Annotated in this window: 14 protein-coding genes; 11 read left to right on the forward strand and 3 right to left on the reverse strand. The window is 59.3% G+C overall.

Annotated features, from left to right (window positions below; genetic code table 11):
* The first annotated feature begins 43 nt into the window (after positions 1 to 43).
* The 5 genes from ACR0NW_RS20900 to ACR0NW_RS20920 are packed head-to-tail and all read left to right on the forward strand — an operon-like array spanning position 44 to position 4,985.
* Complete coding sequence (locus tag ACR0NW_RS20900; RefSeq protein WP_480452025.1) at positions 44 to 1,141, forward strand: M24 family metallopeptidase; 1,098 nt, start codon at positions 44 to 46, stop codon at positions 1,139 to 1,141.
* Positions 1,141 to 2,148, forward strand: a complete 1,008-nt coding sequence (locus ACR0NW_RS20905) for an ABC transporter permease subunit (RefSeq protein ID WP_170656391.1) — start codon at positions 1,141 to 1,143, stop codon at positions 2,146 to 2,148. The genes ACR0NW_RS20900 and ACR0NW_RS20905 overlap by 1 nt, the downstream gene beginning before the upstream one ends.
* Entirely contained in the window at positions 2,148 to 3,053 is a 906-nt protein-coding gene (locus ACR0NW_RS20910) for an ABC transporter permease subunit (protein WP_170656389.1), read from the forward strand. Before ACR0NW_RS20905 ends, ACR0NW_RS20910 begins: the two co-directional genes overlap by 1 nt.
* 4 nt (positions 3,054 to 3,057) lie before the next feature.
* Complete coding sequence (locus ACR0NW_RS20915; protein WP_480452023.1) at positions 3,058 to 4,032, forward strand: ABC transporter ATP-binding protein; 975 nt, start codon at positions 3,058 to 3,060, stop codon at positions 4,030 to 4,032.
* Positions 4,032 to 4,985, forward strand: a complete 954-nt coding sequence (locus tag ACR0NW_RS20920; protein WP_480452022.1) for an ABC transporter ATP-binding protein — start codon at positions 4,032 to 4,034, stop codon at positions 4,983 to 4,985. Before ACR0NW_RS20915 ends, ACR0NW_RS20920 begins: the two co-directional genes overlap by 1 nt.
* A gap of 10 nt (positions 4,986 to 4,995) precedes the next feature.
* Here ACR0NW_RS20920 and ACR0NW_RS20925 read toward each other — a convergent pair whose 3' ends face one another.
* Both ACR0NW_RS20925 and ACR0NW_RS20930 read right to left on the reverse strand, forming a co-directional pair.
* Entirely contained in the window at positions 4,996 to 5,667 is a 672-nt protein-coding gene (locus tag ACR0NW_RS20925; protein WP_170656383.1) for a GntR family transcriptional regulator, read from the reverse strand.
* A 203-nt stretch (positions 5,668 to 5,870) separates the two neighbouring features.
* Complete coding sequence (locus tag ACR0NW_RS20930) at positions 5,871 to 8,177, reverse strand: Tex family protein (RefSeq protein ID WP_480452020.1); 2,307 nt, start codon at positions 8,175 to 8,177, stop codon at positions 5,871 to 5,873.
* A gap of 311 nt (positions 8,178 to 8,488) precedes the next feature.
* On the opposite strand from ACR0NW_RS20930, the gene ACR0NW_RS20935 reads away from it, so the two are divergent.
* The 3 genes from ACR0NW_RS20935 to ACR0NW_RS20945 all read left to right on the forward strand — a co-directional run bounded on the left by ACR0NW_RS20935 (position 8,489) and on the right by ACR0NW_RS20945 (position 13,407).
* Positions 8,489 to 9,445, forward strand: coding sequence for a sulfotransferase domain-containing protein (locus tag ACR0NW_RS20935; RefSeq protein ID WP_170656379.1), 957 nt, complete (start codon positions 8,489 to 8,491; stop codon positions 9,443 to 9,445).
* Positions 9,446 to 9,514: 69 nt separating this feature from the next.
* Positions 9,515 to 11,113: a putative nucleotide-diphospho-sugar transferase gene (locus ACR0NW_RS20940; protein WP_480452019.1), complete on the forward strand. Its 1,599-nt coding sequence runs from the start codon at positions 9,515 to 9,517 to the stop codon at positions 11,111 to 11,113.
* A gap of 323 nt (positions 11,114 to 11,436) precedes the next feature.
* On the forward strand, positions 11,437 to 13,407 hold the full coding sequence (locus tag ACR0NW_RS20945) for a DEAD/DEAH box helicase (RefSeq protein WP_480452017.1): 1,971 nt from the start codon (positions 11,437 to 11,439) through the stop codon (positions 13,405 to 13,407).
* A 168-nt stretch (positions 13,408 to 13,575) separates the two neighbouring features.
* On the opposite strand, the gene ACR0NW_RS20950 is transcribed toward ACR0NW_RS20945, so the two are convergent.
* The gene (locus ACR0NW_RS20950; RefSeq protein ID WP_480452015.1) at positions 13,576 to 14,676 is read right to left on the reverse strand and encodes a zinc ABC transporter substrate-binding protein; all 1,101 of its coding nucleotides are present in this window, start codon (positions 14,674 to 14,676) and stop codon (positions 13,576 to 13,578) included.
* Between the two features lie 56 nt (positions 14,677 to 14,732).
* Here ACR0NW_RS20950 and ACR0NW_RS20955 point away from each other — a divergent pair, with 56 nt between their 5' ends.
* From ACR0NW_RS20955 to ACR0NW_RS20965, 3 genes are read left to right on the forward strand one after another with little or no spacing between them, the layout of a single operon-like run.
* Positions 14,733 to 15,245: a transcriptional repressor gene (locus ACR0NW_RS20955; protein ID WP_480452246.1), complete on the forward strand. Its 513-nt coding sequence runs from the start codon at positions 14,733 to 14,735 to the stop codon at positions 15,243 to 15,245.
* A 2-nt stretch (positions 15,246 to 15,247) separates the two neighbouring features.
* Positions 15,248 to 15,988: a metal ABC transporter ATP-binding protein gene (locus ACR0NW_RS20960; RefSeq protein ID WP_480452014.1), complete on the forward strand. Its 741-nt coding sequence runs from the start codon at positions 15,248 to 15,250 to the stop codon at positions 15,986 to 15,988.
* On the forward strand, positions 15,988 to 16,785 hold the full coding sequence (locus tag ACR0NW_RS20965) for a metal ABC transporter permease (RefSeq protein ID WP_170656367.1): 798 nt from the start codon (positions 15,988 to 15,990) through the stop codon (positions 16,783 to 16,785). The genes ACR0NW_RS20960 and ACR0NW_RS20965 overlap by 1 nt, the downstream gene beginning before the upstream one ends.
* The last annotated feature ends 272 nt before the right edge of the window (positions 16,786 to 17,057 follow it).

Here is a 17,057-nt window from a genome sequence, read left to right on the forward strand (position 1 = left end):
CTTTTGCAGCCCCGGTTCTTTTTGTCTGCGGAGACATGAATAAATGACTGACCGCCTAGCCGAATACCGCCAGGCCGCCCGTGATCTGTCGGTTGATGCCGTGGCGCTGGTGCCCGGGCCGAACTTTACCCGCGCCCTCGGCCAGAGTTTCATGAGCCATGAGCGTCCCTTTCTGGTGGTGATCCCCGCCGAAGGTGCCCCGGCAGCCATCGTTCCCAATCTGGAACTGGACAGTTGGGCCCTTGTTGGGTTTGACGGCGCCGTATTCGATTGGCGCGATCAGACAGGCTATGCCGACGCTTTTGCCGCGCTGGCCTCGCATCTGCCGCTGAAGCGGCTGGCCGTCGAGGGGCAGGTCATGCGCGTCTTTGTCCACCACGCGCTGATGCAGGCCTATGGTGACGTGCAGATCATTGATGCCGAACGCGAAATTTCCGGTTTGCGCATGATCAAGACGGCCGAGGACGTGGCCGCGCTTGAGGCCGCAATCACCATTTCCGAGCGCGCCTTACATCAGGTTCTGGATAATGTCCGGATCGGTCAGACCGAAAAACAGATCGAGGCCGCGCTGATCCACGCGCTTTTCGCCGAAGGTGCGGATGGTATGGCCTTTTCGCCCATTGTTGCAGCCGGTGAAAACTCGGCCCTGCCGCATGCCCATGCGCGCGACGATTACAAAATTCAGGCAGGGGATGCGCTGCTTTTTGATTTTGGCGCACGTAAACACGGATTTGCCGCCGATATCACCCGTACCGTCTTTGTCGGTGAGGTATCGGATGAAGGGCGCGCAGTGTATGACACCGTCCTTGCCGCCAACCTGAAAGGGATGGATGTTACCCGCGCGGGCGTCACCGCGCATCAGATCGACGATGCGGTGACCGCCGTGCTTGAGGCGTCGCCCTATGCCGACCGCATCCGTACCAAAACCGGCCACGGGCTGGGCCGGGACGTGCACGAAGCGCCCTATATCATGCGCGGCAATCACGCCGTGTTGCCAGCGGGCACGGTCTATACTAATGAGCCCGGCCTCTATGCGGTGGGCAAATTTGGTGTCAGGATCGAAGATGACGTGCTGATCACCGAAGATGGCTATCGCAGCCTGACAACCTTTCCAAAAGACCTCATGGTCGTGGGTCGCTGATGCTACGCTACTTGTTATCAAGACTGGGAACGTTCCTGCCGACATTCATCGGGGTGACGTTCATATCTTTCATGTTCATCCGGGTTCTGCCGGGCGATCCCATCATTGTCATGGCCGGTGAACGCGGCATGACCGAGGAACGCTATCAGGAGATGGTCGAGAAGCTGGGCTTCGACAAACCCGTCTGGCAGCAATACACCGACTACCTCTGGGGCGTCATGCATGGCGATCTGGGCGAAAGTTTTGTCACCAAAAAGCCGGTGTGGGACGAGTTCTTCTCTCTGTTCCCGGCGACGCTGGAACTTTCTCTCTGCGCGATGATCTTTGCGGTGATGCTGGGCCTTCCTGCCGGTGTGATCGCCGCGGTGAACCGGGGCAAGTTCTTTGACCGGCTGCTGATGTCCTCGGCGCTGGTGGGATATTCCATGCCGATCTTCTGGTGGGCACTGCTGCTGATCATCGTGTTTTCGGGAAATCTTGGCTGGACGCCGGTGTCGGGGCGGATCGACCTGATCTATTGGTTCGATGACGTCACCGGCTTCATGCTGATCGACAGTTTGTTGTCGGGGCAGGCGGGCGCGTTCAAATCCGCCGTGCGGCACCTGATCTTGCCGACCATCGTTCTGGGCACCATTCCCCTGGCGGTGATCGCACGACAGACACGCTCGGCCATGCTGGAAGTATTGGGTGAGGACTATATACGTACCGCCCGCGCCAAGGGCCTCAGCCCCGCGCGGATCAATGGCCTGCATGCGTTGCGCAACGCGCTGATCCCGGTGATCACCGTGATCGGCCTGTCGGTTGGCACCTTGCTGGCCGGGGCCATTCTGACCGAGACGATCTTTAGCTGGCCGGGTATCGGCAAGTGGATGGTCGACAGCATTTTCCGCCGCGATTACCCGGTGGTGCAGGGTGGCCTGCTGCTGATTGCCACCATCGTGATGATCGTGAACCTCATCGTTGACGTGCTCTATGGCGTGATCAACCCCAAGATCAGGAAACGGTAATGGCGGATCAGGCAATTCAACCCCCCGCAACCACCCCCGCCCGCCCCAGCGCGCTGCGCGAGTTCTGGTATTACTTCCGCGAAAACCGTGGTGCCGTGATCGGTATGTGGTTCTTTGCGGCCTTCGTTCTGTGCGCCGCGCTGGCTCCATGGCTGGCTCCTTACGATCCGACCGAGCAATTCCGCGATCACATCCTGCAACCCCCGGCATGGGCCGAAGGCGGCAGCTGGCAGTTCCCGCTGGGTACGGACCCGCTGGGCCGGGATATGCTGTCGCGGCTGATTGCAGGATCGCGATACTCATTCTTTGTGGGCATTGTCGTTGTGACCGTTGCCGCCTCGGGCGGGATCATCATCGGCCTGCTGTCCGGCTTTGCGCCGAAATCCGTCGATACCCTGATCATGCGGATCATGGACATCATTCTGGCCTTCCCGTCGCTGCTGCTGGCGCTGGTGCTGGTGGCCATTCTTGGCCCCTCGCTGACCAATGCGATGATCGCCATCGCCATCGTGTTTCAGCCTCACTACGTGCGACTGACCCGTGCACAGGTGCTGGCCGAACGGCAAAAGGACTATGTGACCTCGGCCAAGGTGGCAGGCGCCAAGCTGCCACGGCTGATGTTCATCACCGTGCTGCCCAATTGTCTTGCACCGATTATCGTGCAAGGGGCGCTGTCGTTTTCGACTGCGATCCTCGATGCAGCCGCACTGGGCTTTCTCGGCATGGGGGCGCAACCGCCCACACCGGAATGGGGCACGATGCTGGCCGAGGCCCGCGAATTCATCCTGCGCGCGTGGTGGGTGGTGACCTTCCCCGGCCTCGCGATCCTTGTGACCGTGCTGGCCATCAACCTGATGGGCGATGGTCTGCGTGACGCGCTCGACCCGAAACTCAAGCGGAGCTGATGACATGAGCCTGTTGCGCATCCGCAATCTTTCTGTCGATTTCGCCACCTCTTCGGGCCAGTTCCGGGCCGTGGACGGTGTGGACCTGACACTCGACAAACATGAAATCCTAGCAATCGTGGGCGAAAGCGGCTCGGGCAAATCCGTGTCGATGCTGGCGCTGATGGGCCTGTTGCCGTGGACGGCGACGATCACCGCCGACGAGATGACGTTCGAGGGGCTCGACCTGCGCGGCATGTCCGCCCGCGACCGCCGCAAAATCGTCGGCAAGGATCTGGCGATGATCTTTCAGGAGCCGATGTCCTCGCTCAATCCCTGCTTCACTGTCGGGTTCCAGATCAAGGAGGCGCTGCGCATCCATTTGGGTCTGGACCGCAAGGCGCGGCACAAACGGGCGATCGAGTTGTTCGAACAGGTCGGCATCCCCGCGCCCGAAGGCCGTCTGAACGTGTTCCCGCACCAGATGTCCGGCGGTATGAACCAGCGGGTGATGATCGCCATGGCGATCGCCTGCCGCCCTAAGCTGCTGATCGCGGATGAACCGACGACGGCATTGGACGTGACCATTCAGGCGCAGATCCTCGATTTGCTGGTGTCGCTGAGGGATGAAACCGGCATGGGTCTGGTTCTGATCACCCATGACATGGGCGTGGTGGCCGAAACCGCCGAGCGCGTTCAGGTGCAATATGCGGGCCAGAAGGTCGAGGAACAGCCCGTCCGCGATCTGTTCCGCCACCCGCATCACCCTTACACCGCAGCCCTGCTGGCAGCGCTGCCGGAACGGGCAACATCAAAATTCCTGCCGTCGATCCCGGGCGTTGTTCCGGGTCAGTTCGACCGTCCGGCGGGCTGTCTGTTCGCACCGCGCTGTCAGTATGCCGATGAGAAATGCAATACCACGCCACCCGTGCCCAACGGGCCGGAACTTGGCCGCGCCCTGTGCCACTATGCCCTGACCGGCCAGAAGGAGACCGCCTGATGACCGCGCCAATCGTCAAAGCTGAAGGGCTTGCCCGGTTTTATGAGGTCAAGGAAGGGTTTCTGTCCAAGGCCAAGACCGTCCGGGCACTTGCCGGGGTGGATTTCGAACTCGAAGCGGGCAAGACACTTGCCATCGTGGGCGAATCCGGTTGCGGTAAGTCCACGCTGGCCCGCCTAGTCACCATGATCGAGGAACCCACCGCCGGGCGGCTGTCTATCGACGGCAAGGAAGTGACCCCCGCCGCATGGTCCAGCCTTCGCGAGGCCGTGCAGATCGTGTTTCAGAACCCCTATGGCTCACTCAACCCGCGCCAGAAGATCGGCACCATCCTGATGGAGCCGCTGGTCATCAACCGCCCGGATATCTCTGCCGAAGACCGCGAGGCAAAGGCGCGCGAGATGATGACGCTGGTGGGTCTGCGCCCGGAACACTTCGACCGCTTCCCCCACATGTTCTCAGGCGGGCAGCGGCAGCGGATCGCAATTGCCCGCGCCTTGATGCTGGACCCGCGTATTCTGGTGCTGGACGAGCCCGTCTCGGCGCTGGACGTGTCGATCCAAAGCCAGATTTTGAACCTGCTGGTCGAGCTGCAGGACAGGCTGAACCTTGCCTATCTGTTCATCTCTCATGACCTGTCGGTGGTGAAACACTTCGCCGATGACGTGATCGTCATGTATCTGGGCCGCGCCGTCGAAAAGGCCAGCAAGGAAGATCTGTTTGCCGCGCCCAAACATCCCTATTCCAAGGCGCTGCTGTCCACGACGCCGCGGGCGGACCCCGAGGCGAAAAAGGACCGCATCAAGCTGGAAGGTGAACTGCCATCGCCGATGAACGTCCCCCCCGGCTGTGCCTTTGCGCCGCGCTGCTGGAAGGCGACCGAGGAATGCCGTACGCAAGCGCCGCAGATGGAGGGCGAGGCGCATCAGGCGGCGTGTTTTCACCCGCTGTAGCGGGTTGCGTCTAGTCTGCTGACTGTTTCTTGATGTGAACGGCCAGCGATGTCTTGGCACCGGTGATATGGGCCGCCGTCAGATCGGCGGCGGCTTCGGCGTCTCCGCGTTCGCAGGCCTCGAGAATGCCCAGATGTTCGCGGTTCGCCCGTTCCATCCCGTCGCTCAGGATAAGTTGCGCGCGCAGATAGCGATCGATCCGGTCCATCGAATTGTCGATCACGCTCAGATGATAGTTCAGGTTGCTGGCGCCATAGAGGGTCTCGTGAAACTTGCGGTTCAGATCGCCGTATTCCATGGGGTCCTCAGCCGCACTGAACTGAACCAGATATTCGCGCGCTTCTTCCAGAACGGCTTTGGTCATGTTCGGAACCGCCTTGCGGATCACCTGCGCCTCGACCAGCGCCCGGAAATCGAAAATCTCGCTGGCTTCATCCAGTGACAACCCAGCCACGATTGCGCCGCGATAGCGTTCGGTTTTCACCAACCCCTGCTGTTCCAGCATGGTGATGGCCTCGCGCACGGGGATGCGGCTGGTGTTGAACATACGGGCAATTTCATCCTGACGCAGCGGATCGCCATCGCTCAGCTCGCCTTCGATGATCGCCTTGCGGATGGCGTTGAAGATGATGGTGGCAGCGGATTCGATCTTGCCTATGTCGACGGTCTGGAGTTTTGGCATCTTTCGGACGTGTTGTGAGTGTGTTCGGGTTGAACCTACACCGTCCGGCGCATCAATCAAAAACAATATTGGATATAATATATTTCAGTCTCAATTTGATCCGGAAATGCTTAAAATACAGGCAATTCCAATACCCGGTCCTGGCATTCCCGCCAATGGGAATGCCGCAGGTTCGGAATTTTCGGTAACAGAAAAGCGTAAGGTTACCGCTTTTTGAACGCATCCATCAGCGCCGCCCCCAGCGCGCCGGTATCGTTTGTCTTGGGGTGTCCGGAATTGCCCTGGTTTTTCGCCTTGGCAGGTCCCCGGCTTTTCGGCGCGCTTTGGGGGCCGCGATCCTCGCGCTTTTGCGCGGCACCATCCTTGCGCATGGTCAGCCCGATCCGTTTGCGGGGCACGTCCACCTCGACCACGCGCACCTTGACCACCTGACCGGTCTTGACCACCTCGTGCGGGTCCTTGACGAACCGGTCAGCCAACTGGCTGACATGGACCAGACCGTCCTGATGCACGCCAATATCCACAAACGCGCCAAAGGCGGCCACGTTGGTCACCGTGCCTTCCAGCATCATGCCAGGTTTCAGGTCGGTGATCTCTTCCACTCCATCCGTGAAGGACGCGGTGACAAAGCTCGGGCGGGGGTCGCGCCCCGGCTTTTCCAGTTCGGACAGGATGTCCCTCACGGTGGGCAGGCCGAATGTATCGTCCACGAACTGCTCGGCCCGCAACCCTTTCAGCGCGTCTTCATGCCCCATGATCTGCCTGATATCGCGTCCGCAGGCCTTTACGATACGGCGGGCAACATCATAAGCCTCGGGGTGGACCGAGGACGCATCCAGTGGTTCCGCCCCGTCGCGGATGCGCAGGAACCCCGCGCATTGCTCAAAGGCGCGCGGTCCAAGTCTGGCAACCTTCAACAGCTCCTTACGGGACCGGAAAGCGCCGTTCAGATCGCGGTGCATGACGATCGCCTCGGCCAAGCCCGGCCCAAGCCCCGAGACATGGGACAACAGCGGTGCCGACGCCATGTTCAGATCGACGCCCACGGCATTCACCACGTCTTCGATGACCGCCTCCAGAGACTGGGACAGGCGGTGCTGGTCCACATCGTGCTGATACTGGCCGACGCCGATGCTTTTGGGTTCGATTTTGACCAATTCCGCCAGCGGGTCCTGCAGGCGGCGGGCAATCGACACCGCGCCGCGTAGGGACACGTCCAGATCGGGAAATTCGCGCGCCGCCAGTTCGGATGCGGAATAGACCGAAGCGCCCGCCTCGGACACCACCACTTTGGTTGGGGCCTTCATTGATCCGGGCAACAGTTTCAGCGTATCCGCCACCAGCCTCTCGGTCTCGCGGCTGGCGGTGCCGTTGCCGATGGCGATCAGTTCGATCTTGTGCTCGGCGATCAGCTTCAGGATCGTCGCCTGCGCGCCGCGCAGATCGTTTTTGGGTTGGAACGGATACAGCGTTTCGGTGGCAACTAGTTTGCCGGTTGCGTCCACGACGGCCGCTTTCACGCCGGTCCGGATGCCCGGGTCCAGACCCAGCGTCGCGCGGGCCCCGGCAGGGGCGGCAAATAGCAGGTCCTTGAGGTTACGGGCAAAGACCTGAATCGCCTCTTCCTGCGCGCGGGTGCGCAGATCGGCCATCAGCTCCACCATCATCGACAACGACAGCTTGACCCGCCAGGTCCATCCCGCCACCTTGCGCAGCCATTTGTCACCCGGCCCATCGCCCCGCGTCTGCAGATGCGACGCGACCATCGCTTCGGCCCGCGCGGCGCCTGTTTCCGGCTCTGGCGCGATATCCAATGTCACCACGCCCTCTTTCGAGGCGCGCAGCATCGCCAGCGCCCGGTGTGATGGGGCCTTGGCCCAAAGCTCGGAATGATCGAAATAGTCGCTGAACTTGGCGCCTTCCTGTTCCTTGCCCTCGACAACCTTCGATGTCAGCACCGCCTCGCGCTGCATAAAGCTGCGCAATTCGCCCAGCAGGGCCGCGTTTTCGCATAGCCGTTCGGTTATGATGTCGCGCGCGCCGTTTAGCGCATCCTTTGTGGTGGCCACCGCCTCGGTGACATAGGCGCCGGCCAGCGCTTCGGGATCGGCATTGCGGTCGGCAAGTATCGCATCGGCCAGCGGCTCCAGTCCGTTTTCCCGCGCGATCATAGCCTTGGTGCGGCGCTTGGGCTTGTAGGGCAGATAGATATCCTCAAGCTGTGCCTTGGTTTCGGCCTTTGCGATGGATGTGGTCAGATCGTCGGTCAGCTTGCCCTGATCCCGGATCGAATTCAGGATCGTCTCGCGCCGTGTCTCTAGTTCGCGCAGATAGGACAGCCGCTCGGCCAGGGTCCGCAACTGACTGTCATCCAGCCCGCCCGTGACCTCTTTGCGATAGCGGGCGACAAATGGCACGGTCGCCCCTTCGTCCAACAATCTGACCGCAGCGCCGACCTGTTCCGGGCGGGCGCTGATTTCCGTGGCGATGGTGCGGGCGATACGGTCCAAAGGGGCCTCCTGGATTGGTTGGAAGCACTTCTTAGCCAGCCGTCAGACCGAGGGGAAGGGGGCACCCGGTCTTGCGGCCAATATTGCGAACGGGCCGTTCCGTAGTGCGGTTCTGCAATGGTTGAACTCTGAACCGCGAGTATTCGTCATTGTTGTATCCCGTGATTCGGTGCGGATTGTCGCCGAACTGTCACAAATGGCACCGATCAATGTGATATCTGGTGTTGCCCGCCGCAGTGGGCTACTGTAAGAGCCCGGTCAAATGACAAGCCTGTGAAGGCGTTTACGAACGAACAGAGATACTTCCAAACATGATTATCTGGCTGGTTTCCTACCCACGTAGCGGCAATACACTCACTAGATCGGTGTTCAATCACTATTTCAACCTCGGCAGTCTGTCGATCCATGGTGACAGGGCCGACATCGCCTCGAATCCCGAGCTTGGAAAACTGGTTGGACATATCGACGGCGACGCGAATTCGATCGACCTTGAGGCGTTGCGCAGGGACGAAAAGCCATATCTCATCAAGACGCACAACGTCCCAGACGAGATGACACAGGCAGAAGACACCTATGTCCACATCGTGCGCGATGGACGGGATTCCTCGCTGTCCTACCTCAAATATAATCACAACGTCGCCAAACGGGCGCATGTTACGCTGTCGGATGTTGTTTCCGGCCGTGTTGCCTTTGGCAGCTGGGGGCGTCACACGCTGAGTTGGGCGCAGGCGAACCCGGAAAAGTACAAGCTTTTCAAGTTTGAGGAAATCGTTGCGGATATTCCCGGATTTGCCCAGCAGCTTTCTGAACTTATGGGTCTGCCGGCGAACACCGAGCCCTTCCCGGACATTGAAAAATTCCAGACTGCCGCGCGGTCAGGATTTGTCGGTGCTGGCCGGACAGGGAACTGGCAAAAAGAGTTCTCGGATGTCGAGGCCGCCCTGTTCGATTTGTACAACGGTCCCGCCATGCGACTGATGGGATACGGCGAACCTGAGCCCAGTCCGGCTGAATTGAATGCCTATTCCGCGTTCTGCACCGACATCCAGTCCATGCGATCGGAACTGGAAACCGCCAAGGAACTGCTAGAGAAGCACAAGCCCGGAAAAAAAGGCGAGCAGCACATGCTCAGGCTGGAAGCCGAAGTGAAAGAGCTCAGGGAAAAGGTATCTTACCTCGAGCCAAAGGCGCGCAAGCGCAATCGCCGGATCAACCGGTTGAAATCTTTGGTCGGTATTCGCAAACACAGACTGCCCTGGGAAGAGTGATCTGCGGGTTATCCGCTGATCATATGCCAACAGCCGTGACGGCAAGGATTGGGTTTCGGACCGAGAGATATGCAGATAAACCTTGAACTGTTTTTCTTTTACCACAACGACGCTTCCCGTTCGTCGATACAGGCGCTGGACGACGTACGCGGTTGCCACCTGGTGGATCTGAACGACTGCGCTCTTCCCGAAACGCTGGATCGCTTTGCATCTGACTATCCGAATCTGGACGCAATTCTTTCGGAATATACCGGGCATATGTCGGTTGTTCCGACAGCGGGGCAGGTCGGCCTTTTCAACTATTCTCTGTTCGACAAGTTTTCATACCGGTGGGCGATGGCCACCGGTAATGTTCGGGTTTTTCTTCCCCGGATACCCCAACGCGGATTGCTGCAGCATCCCTTCGCCGGACAGACACTATCTTATATCGAAGCGACGCCGGGTCATCACCTTTGGTATTACCTTGAAGAAGCGGAAGCCCCGGATGACGTGATCGGGTTCCTGAAAGCCAGATACCCGGTTGCTGACACGGCCCGCGTTCCGCTCAAGGGCAGCTATGTTTTGGACAAGGATGTCTTTCTGGATTACCAGAGCTGGCTAAAGCGGGAACTTCCGGTTTTGCTGGATGCACTCAAAGAGGTTCGGGGCGGTCCGGTAAGCCGGTTTTCCGAATCCCGTCTCGGCGACGATGCCCGTACCAGGCTGCAGCAGAACCGCCACATTGTTGGCGGCGCGTGCGAACGGATTGCCGGATGGTACCTGGCGCAACACTACAAGTCGAAAACCATGGTGCGCGTCGGTAATTCGCTCCGGCGGCAAAGCCAGTCTCTTTTGGACGCAGCGCAGAGCGCAGCGGATGCCAACGGCAATGTCGTGCTTGTCTTCTGCAACAGCAGTTATCGCCCGATACTGGATAACTGGCTTTGCAACGCGGAAGGAACGGGCGATCAGCCACTGGTCATCTGCGCGCTGGACGAAGAACTGGCAGCAGATATGGCAGATGCCGGTTTCAATACGTGTCACGTACCGTGGTCGGGCAACCTGTCCGAGCTTTGGCGGTTGCGTCTCAGGGTGATCCGCGAGCTGTTGGCGGCGGGCTTCAATGTGATCCATTCGGACGCGGATGCGGTCTGGAAGCAGGACCCGATTTCGATTGTGGATGACATTGACGCGGACATCGTTGCGTCGCAAGGCACGGTCTGGCCACGTACCACGCTGGCGGCATGGGGGCATGTGCTGTGTTTCGGATTTATCGGCTTCCGGGCAACACCTGCGACGCTGAATGTGATCGACAGGCTGGTTGCCGCCGCCGAAGATCCGGAAATCAGGTTCGATGACCAAAAGGCGCTCAACGAATTGCTGACCGAGATCGGGATGACATGGGATGCACCTGATAGCGGCTATCAACTGCACCTCAACGACACTCCGTTTGTGTGCCACGATCAATCCATTCTCGGCAGCGGAGTTCTTGAGGATGGAACGCCTATTCGCGTCGGATTACTGCCGCACCGGCAGGTTCAGCGCCTGCCGAATGAGGTCGAAAACCCCGCTGACCGGATCGTTGCGCATCCTTTTGCCGAAAAGACTGCTGGCGATACGGAAAAGGTGCTGCGGGATCAGGACTGCTGGGTGATGCCCGAACCCAAGCAAACCGCCGTTGCACGATAACAGCATCTTTTGAGCGGAAAAGCTCGCATGTTATCACGACCTTCCGTCGTGTCGTGCAGCGTGGCATGGGGCGAAATCGCCTAATCCGGCAAGTCGCCTATTAGCGGCCCGAAGCATCGGGCCGCCCCACAAAACCCGGCCCGCAAATAAAATTGCGATGTAACTCCTTTGAATGCTTGGGTCAGTATCGGCTTATTGGCGCGCGTCGCGTTTGAAACCTGTACATCCCCTTTGCAAAGGGCTAGACACCGCCCCTTGTCGGCCGAGATCTGGAAAATGATCGCCGTCGGCCGCTTGATAACCAGCTTAAATAGGAAATGGTCGTGAAGAAAACTCTGGCAGATGCGCTGGACCTGCGCGGATATACGTCACTTACTGCAGTGCAGGAGGCCGTGACCGATCCAGATGTTGACGGCAAGGACCTTTTGGTTTCAGCCCAGACCGGTTCAGGCAAAACCATTGGGTTTGGACTGGCAATCGCGTCCAGTATTCTGGGTGAAGGCGATCACTTTGAACAGGCCGGGGCGCCGTTGGCCTTGATCATTGCGCCGACGCGTGAACTGGCCTTGCAGGTCAAACGTGAATTGGCCTGGTTATATGAACAGGCCGGAGCCGTCGTCGCCTCGACCGTTGGTGGAATGGACATGCGGGATGAGCGTCGGGCGCTTGCGCGCGGCGCGCATATCGTTGTCGCTACGCCGGGGCGTCTGCGCGACCATATCATGCGGGAATCCATCGACCTGAGCGCGCTCAGGGCTGTTGTGCTGGACGAAGCGGATGAAATGCTGGATCTGGGTTTTCGTGAGGACCTTGAATTCATCCTCGAGAACGCTCCGGCGCAGCGCCAGACGTTGTTGTTCTCGGCCACGGTGCCGCCTGCAATCGCAAAAATGGCAAAAAGCTATCAGCGGGATGCGCTTCGCATCTCGACAAGCAGCGGCACAACCCAACATGCCGACATCGACTATCGCGCCTTTCGGGTGTCAGGTCGCGATGGCGAAAATGCCATCATCAATGTGCTGCGTTTCTACGAGGCACCGAATGCCATCGTGTTCTGTAATACGCGGGCGATGGTGAACCGCCTGACGACGCGGTTATCCAATCGTGGATTGTCGGTTGTGGCGCTGTCCGGTGAACTGTCCCAGAATGAACGTACCCACGCACTGCAGGCGATGCGGGACGGGCGCGCCCGGATTTGCGTAGCCACGGATGTCGCGGCGCGCGGCATCGATCTGCCGAACCTCGATCTGGTGATCCACGCGGAATTACCGACCAATCAGGAAACGCTTTTGCACCGGTCCGGGCGAACCGGCCGTGCCGGACGCAAGGGCGTCAGCGCCATGATCGTGCCGCCCAATACCCGCAAGAAAGCCGAACGTTTGCTGGGCTGGGCAAAGGTGACCGCCGAGTGGTCCGACGCCCCAAGTGCCGAGGCAGTGGCGGCCAAGGACGAAGAACGGATGCTGGCCAGTCCCGACTGGCTTGAACCGGTCGCCGAGGCAGACCGCGCGCTCGTGGACAAGCTGGTCGCAGGTTTCACACCGGATCAGATCGCTGCCGCATATATTCGGCAATACCGCGAAAAGCACTCGGCCCCCGAAGAATTGTCGGATGTCAGCGAGGCCCATAAACCGCGCGAGGCTTTTGGTCCGAGTGTCTGGTTCTCACTGGCGGGTGGCCGGTCTGCCGGTGCGGAACCAAGGCGCCTGCTGCCGATGTTGTGCAAGCTGGGTAACCTTTCCCGCGACGATATCGGCGCTATTCGCATCCAGCCCGAGGATTCACTGATTGAGCTGCGCGAAACTGCGGTTGCACGGTTTCTTGCGGCTGTCGGACCGTCGATGGCGCTGGAGGGCGGTGCAGCGCTGACACAATTGTCGGCACCACCCAAATTTGACAAATCACCCCGCAAACCGGCCAAAAAGATGCGCCCATCTGTGGCCGATGATGCTCCAGCGTCGTCAAAGGGCAAAAAGCCGAGGGCGGCAGATTCAATCGACCGCAAAGATGATCCGGTTGTGCAGGTGGCCAAGCCCAAACCCGCAAAGCCGAAACAGTCGAAACAGCCAAAGGCAAAAGGAACGCGAGCGGGCGAGGGGGGCGACAGAAAAACTCTCAAGCCCCGCCATTCCGGTGACAAAAAACCGAAAACGTCTGATGGGCAGCAGCGCCGCCCGGGGCCCAAACCTCCGGTGGGAAAACCGTCCAGCAAAAAGAACCGCGCCCGCAGATTGGCGGCCGGGAAAATGGGTGGGTCAGAATACCCGAGCCGAAAGCCGCGCAGCAAATCGTGAACTCTGGCCTTATTCAGTTGCCCGGCAAGTGAATCAGCTCAGGTTGTGGGGTCCAAATGCCGGTCCCAATCGACATTGGATCTGCTGTGACAGGTGCCACCGAATCTGAAGTGCCGGGTAGGATCAGCCCGGTTGAAGCTCTTGGCTCGACCGGGCTAATGGCAGGGTTCAAAGGCACTCGGCCAGCGTTTTGGCTATGGCCCGGATGACTTGCGAGTAAAGGGTCGCGCCGGGCTCAAACTCTGCCCCAAGCGGATCGACCACACCGGTATTCGCATCCGTTCCATCCAGTACAACTTCGACGATGCCGGGGTTGAACTGCGGTTCGGCGAGGACGCAATTCACACCCTCGTTGCGAATGCGATCTTGAATCTTGGCGATGCGGGCCGGGCTCGGGTCGGATGCATCGCTCAGGGAAATCGCACCCGAGGCCGGAAAGTCGAAAGCGCCCTCGAAATACTGATAGGCGTCATGAAACACGACAAAGCTGCCACCGCGAACGGGCTCCAGCATTTTGGCCACTTCGGCGGATAGCGCCTCCATCTCGGTGCGGGCCGCTGTGGCGTTGGCGAAATAGGCACCCGCATTGTCCGGATCGATCGACGAAAGCTGAGCGGCGATCACGTTCAGCCAAATCCCGGCGTTTTCAGGTGAAAGCCATGCATGGGGATCATGCGCGCCATGGCCGTGATCATCGTGATCGTCATGGCCTTCATGCTCTTCATGGTCGTGATCGCCACCTTCGGCATGTTCCTCGTGTTCGTCTTCATGCGCATGTACTTCGTCATGGGCATGATCATCATGATCCTCGTCTTCGGCGTGCGCTTCGTCACCGTGATCATCATGATCTTCGTCTTCAGCGTGCGCGTCGTCTCCGTGGTCATCGTGATCACCGTGGTCATGTGCTTCGAACAGGGCGCTCTCGCGGGAATCCAAAAGGATGGTGCCGTCAGCCTCCAGCAAGCTCACGACGGTTGCGCGGTCCGCGAGGGTTTCAACGGCGCCTTCCATCCAAGGTGTCAGGTCTTCGCCCATCCAGAACACAAGGTTCGCCTCTTGCAGCGCGGCTGCCTCGGACGGGCGTAGATTGTATTCATGCGGCGATGCACCCGGTGGCACGATCAGGTCCGGTTCGCCAACACCGTCCATCACTCGTGCGACCAGGGAATGTACTGGCGCAATATCGACCGCGACATTCGGGGCTTCGGCAATTGCCGTGCTGCCTATCAGCGCAGCAGTAATCGAAACTGGAAGGAGCTTTCTGGACATCAGACCCTCTGTGTGATTTTATAACGTTACGAGCGCTATAGATGATATGGAATAACATGACAAGCGAGACGCCATCCGTTCCCGCAGATGAATCGGGCCTTGTTGGGTTCCACAAACATGACCACGAAAACTGTGTCGAATCCGGCCTGTCCAATGCCGAGAAACGATGCAGCGAAGAAGGCCTGCGCCTGACCCCGGTTCGGCGCAAGGTGCTTGAGATGTTGCTTCAGGAACACCGGGCGCTTGGCGCTTACGCCATTCTTGACCGCCTGCGCGAAGAAGGGTTCGGATCACAGCCGCCAGTGGCCTATCGCGCACTTGATTTTCTTGTCGACAATGGATTCGTACACAAGATCGAGCGGTTGAACGCGTTTGTCGCCTGTTCCCATCCCGGTGCCGTGCATTCGCCCGCTTTCATGATTTGCCGGAAATGCGATATGGTGGCAGAGGCACAGACGGCCCCCGCCAAAAGTGTGCTTGGCGCCGCTGCGCGAGCTGCGGGTTTCGAGATTGAGCGAACGGTTGTAGAAGCCGAGGGAATCTGCCCGGACTGCACCGAAAAGGCCTAGAAATGACCCTTGTTACTGTCGAAGATCTTAGCGTGCGCTATGGTGCCAACACGGTTTTGCGCCATGTGAATATGACGGTTGAACCGGGTGAGATCGTGACCATTGTCGGGCCTAACGGTTCGGGCAAGACCAGTCTGTTGCGGGCCATCATCGGCGCGACCCCACTTTCGGCAGGGCGGGTGACACATAACCCGGGGCTAAAGATCGGCTATGTGCCGCAAAAACTGCATATCGATCCGACGATGCCGATCACGGTGGAACGTTTCATGCGTCTGACCTCCCGTGTGTCGCGGCAAAGCAGCATGGACGCGCTTAAAGCGGCCGGTGTACCGGATCTGTTGAAATCCCAGATGTCGCAACTTTCTGGCGGGCAGTTCCAGCGTGTGCTGCTGGCCCGCGCCCTGATCAATCGGCCGGACATCCTGTTGTTGGATGAAGCGACGCAAGGTCTGGATCAACGGGGTTCTGCGGCGTTCTATCAGCAGATCGAGGAGGTGCGTCGCGAAACCGGGTGTGCCGTGCTGATGATCAGCCACGAGTTGCATGTGGTCATGAGTGCCTCTGACCGGGTCATTTGCCTAAACGGTCATGTCTGTTGCGAAGGCTCTCCTGCGGTCGTCGCTTCGGCTCCGGAATACCGGGCTTTGTTTGGAACAGGTACCGGTGGTGCGCTTGCCCTTTATCGACACGAGCATGATCACCATCATGACCACAATGATAACATTCAGGAAGCCGCGGAATAATGCTGGATGATTTTATGACGCGAGCAACACTCGCAGGTGTTGGCGTGGCCTTTGCAGCGGCTCCGCTGGGGTGTTTTGTCGTCTGGCGTCGCATGGCCTACTTCGGAGACGCAACAGCACATGCCGCAATCCTCGGTGTCGCGCTGTCACTCACGTTTCAGATGTCGGTTTTTCCGGGTGCGCTGGCGGTTGCGCTTTTGATGGCGCTGACGGTGACTTTTCTGGCGGGTCGTGGTTACGCGATGGATACGCTGTTGGGGGTTTTGGCGCATTCTGCCCTTGCGTTCGGTCTGGTTGCGGTTTCGTTCCTGTCCGGCGTGCGTATCGACCTGATGGCCTATCTTTTTGGTGATATTCTGGCCGTGTCGCGTACTGATCTGGCGGTGATCTGGGGCGGTGCTGCGCTGGTCGTTGCATTGATCGCCTGGCGCTGGTCCCAGCTTCTGACCGCAACACTCAACGAAGAGCTGGCCTATGCAAGCGGCTTTGACCCCAAGCGGGAACAGTTGATCCTGACCCTGTCCCTCGCTGTCACCGTCGCAGTTGCGATCAAGGTAGTTGGCGTGCTTTTAATCGCCGCCATGTTGATCATTCCGGCCGCTGCCGCGCGAAGTATGGCCCGGTCACCGGAATCGATGGCATTGATCGCCGCGGCGATCGGAACCGTATCGGCCGTCGCCGGGTTGCGAGGGGCATATGTTTTTGACACGCCCGCGGGTCCCTCGATTGTTTGCGTCGCCGCAATCTTGTTTGCGTGTTTCAGCCTTGTTGGATGGCGAACCCGACAAGGGGTATGAGCATTTCGTGCGGCGGATGAGTTCTCGGCGCATCCGCTTGAAACCACGCTGACCGTTACCTGCTGGCCACCAGATTCTATCGCTGCGCCACAGATCGCGCATTGCTCTGAAATCAACAGGCTTACACCGTCATGCAAGGGGATCAGACACCCTTGGGTGCCGTTTTCCCAAGCATATGAAATTGCCTTTGAATTTGGGATTACCTACCCGTTTTGGTGGTGTGAGTTGCGGTATACGGTGGTATCCTTACCCATTTGGGTAGTTTTTTGCCC

This window comes from Ruegeria sp. CF5, from assembly GCF_056537325.1.

Coding starts and splice junctions, on each gene's coding strand:
- ACR0NW_RS20900 (WP_480452025.1), top strand. CDS start 44: ATGACTGACCGCCTAGCCGAATACCGCCAGGCCGCCCGTGATCTGTCG.
- ACR0NW_RS20905 (WP_170656391.1), top strand. CDS start 1,141: ATGCTACGCTACTTGTTATCAAGACTGGGAACGTTCCTGCCGACATTC.
- ACR0NW_RS20910 (WP_170656389.1), top strand. CDS start 2,148: ATGGCGGATCAGGCAATTCAACCCCCCGCAACCACCCCCGCCCGCCCC.
- ACR0NW_RS20915 (WP_480452023.1), top strand. CDS start 3,058: ATGAGCCTGTTGCGCATCCGCAATCTTTCTGTCGATTTCGCCACCTCT.
- ACR0NW_RS20920 (WP_480452022.1), top strand. CDS start 4,032: ATGACCGCGCCAATCGTCAAAGCTGAAGGGCTTGCCCGGTTTTATGAG.
- ACR0NW_RS20925 (WP_170656383.1), bottom strand. CDS start 5,667: ATGCCAAAACTCCAGACCGTCGACATAGGCAAGATCGAATCCGCTGCC.
- ACR0NW_RS20935 (WP_170656379.1), top strand. CDS start 8,489: ATGATTATCTGGCTGGTTTCCTACCCACGTAGCGGCAATACACTCACT.
- ACR0NW_RS20940 (WP_480452019.1), top strand. CDS start 9,515: ATGCAGATAAACCTTGAACTGTTTTTCTTTTACCACAACGACGCTTCC.
- ACR0NW_RS20950 (WP_480452015.1), bottom strand. CDS start 14,676: ATGTCCAGAAAGCTCCTTCCAGTTTCGATTACTGCTGCGCTGATAGGC.
- ACR0NW_RS20955 (WP_480452246.1), top strand. CDS start 14,733: ATGACAAGCGAGACGCCATCCGTTCCCGCAGATGAATCGGGCCTTGTT.
- ACR0NW_RS20960 (WP_480452014.1), top strand. CDS start 15,248: ATGACCCTTGTTACTGTCGAAGATCTTAGCGTGCGCTATGGTGCCAAC.
- ACR0NW_RS20965 (WP_170656367.1), top strand. CDS start 15,988: ATGCTGGATGATTTTATGACGCGAGCAACACTCGCAGGTGTTGGCGTG.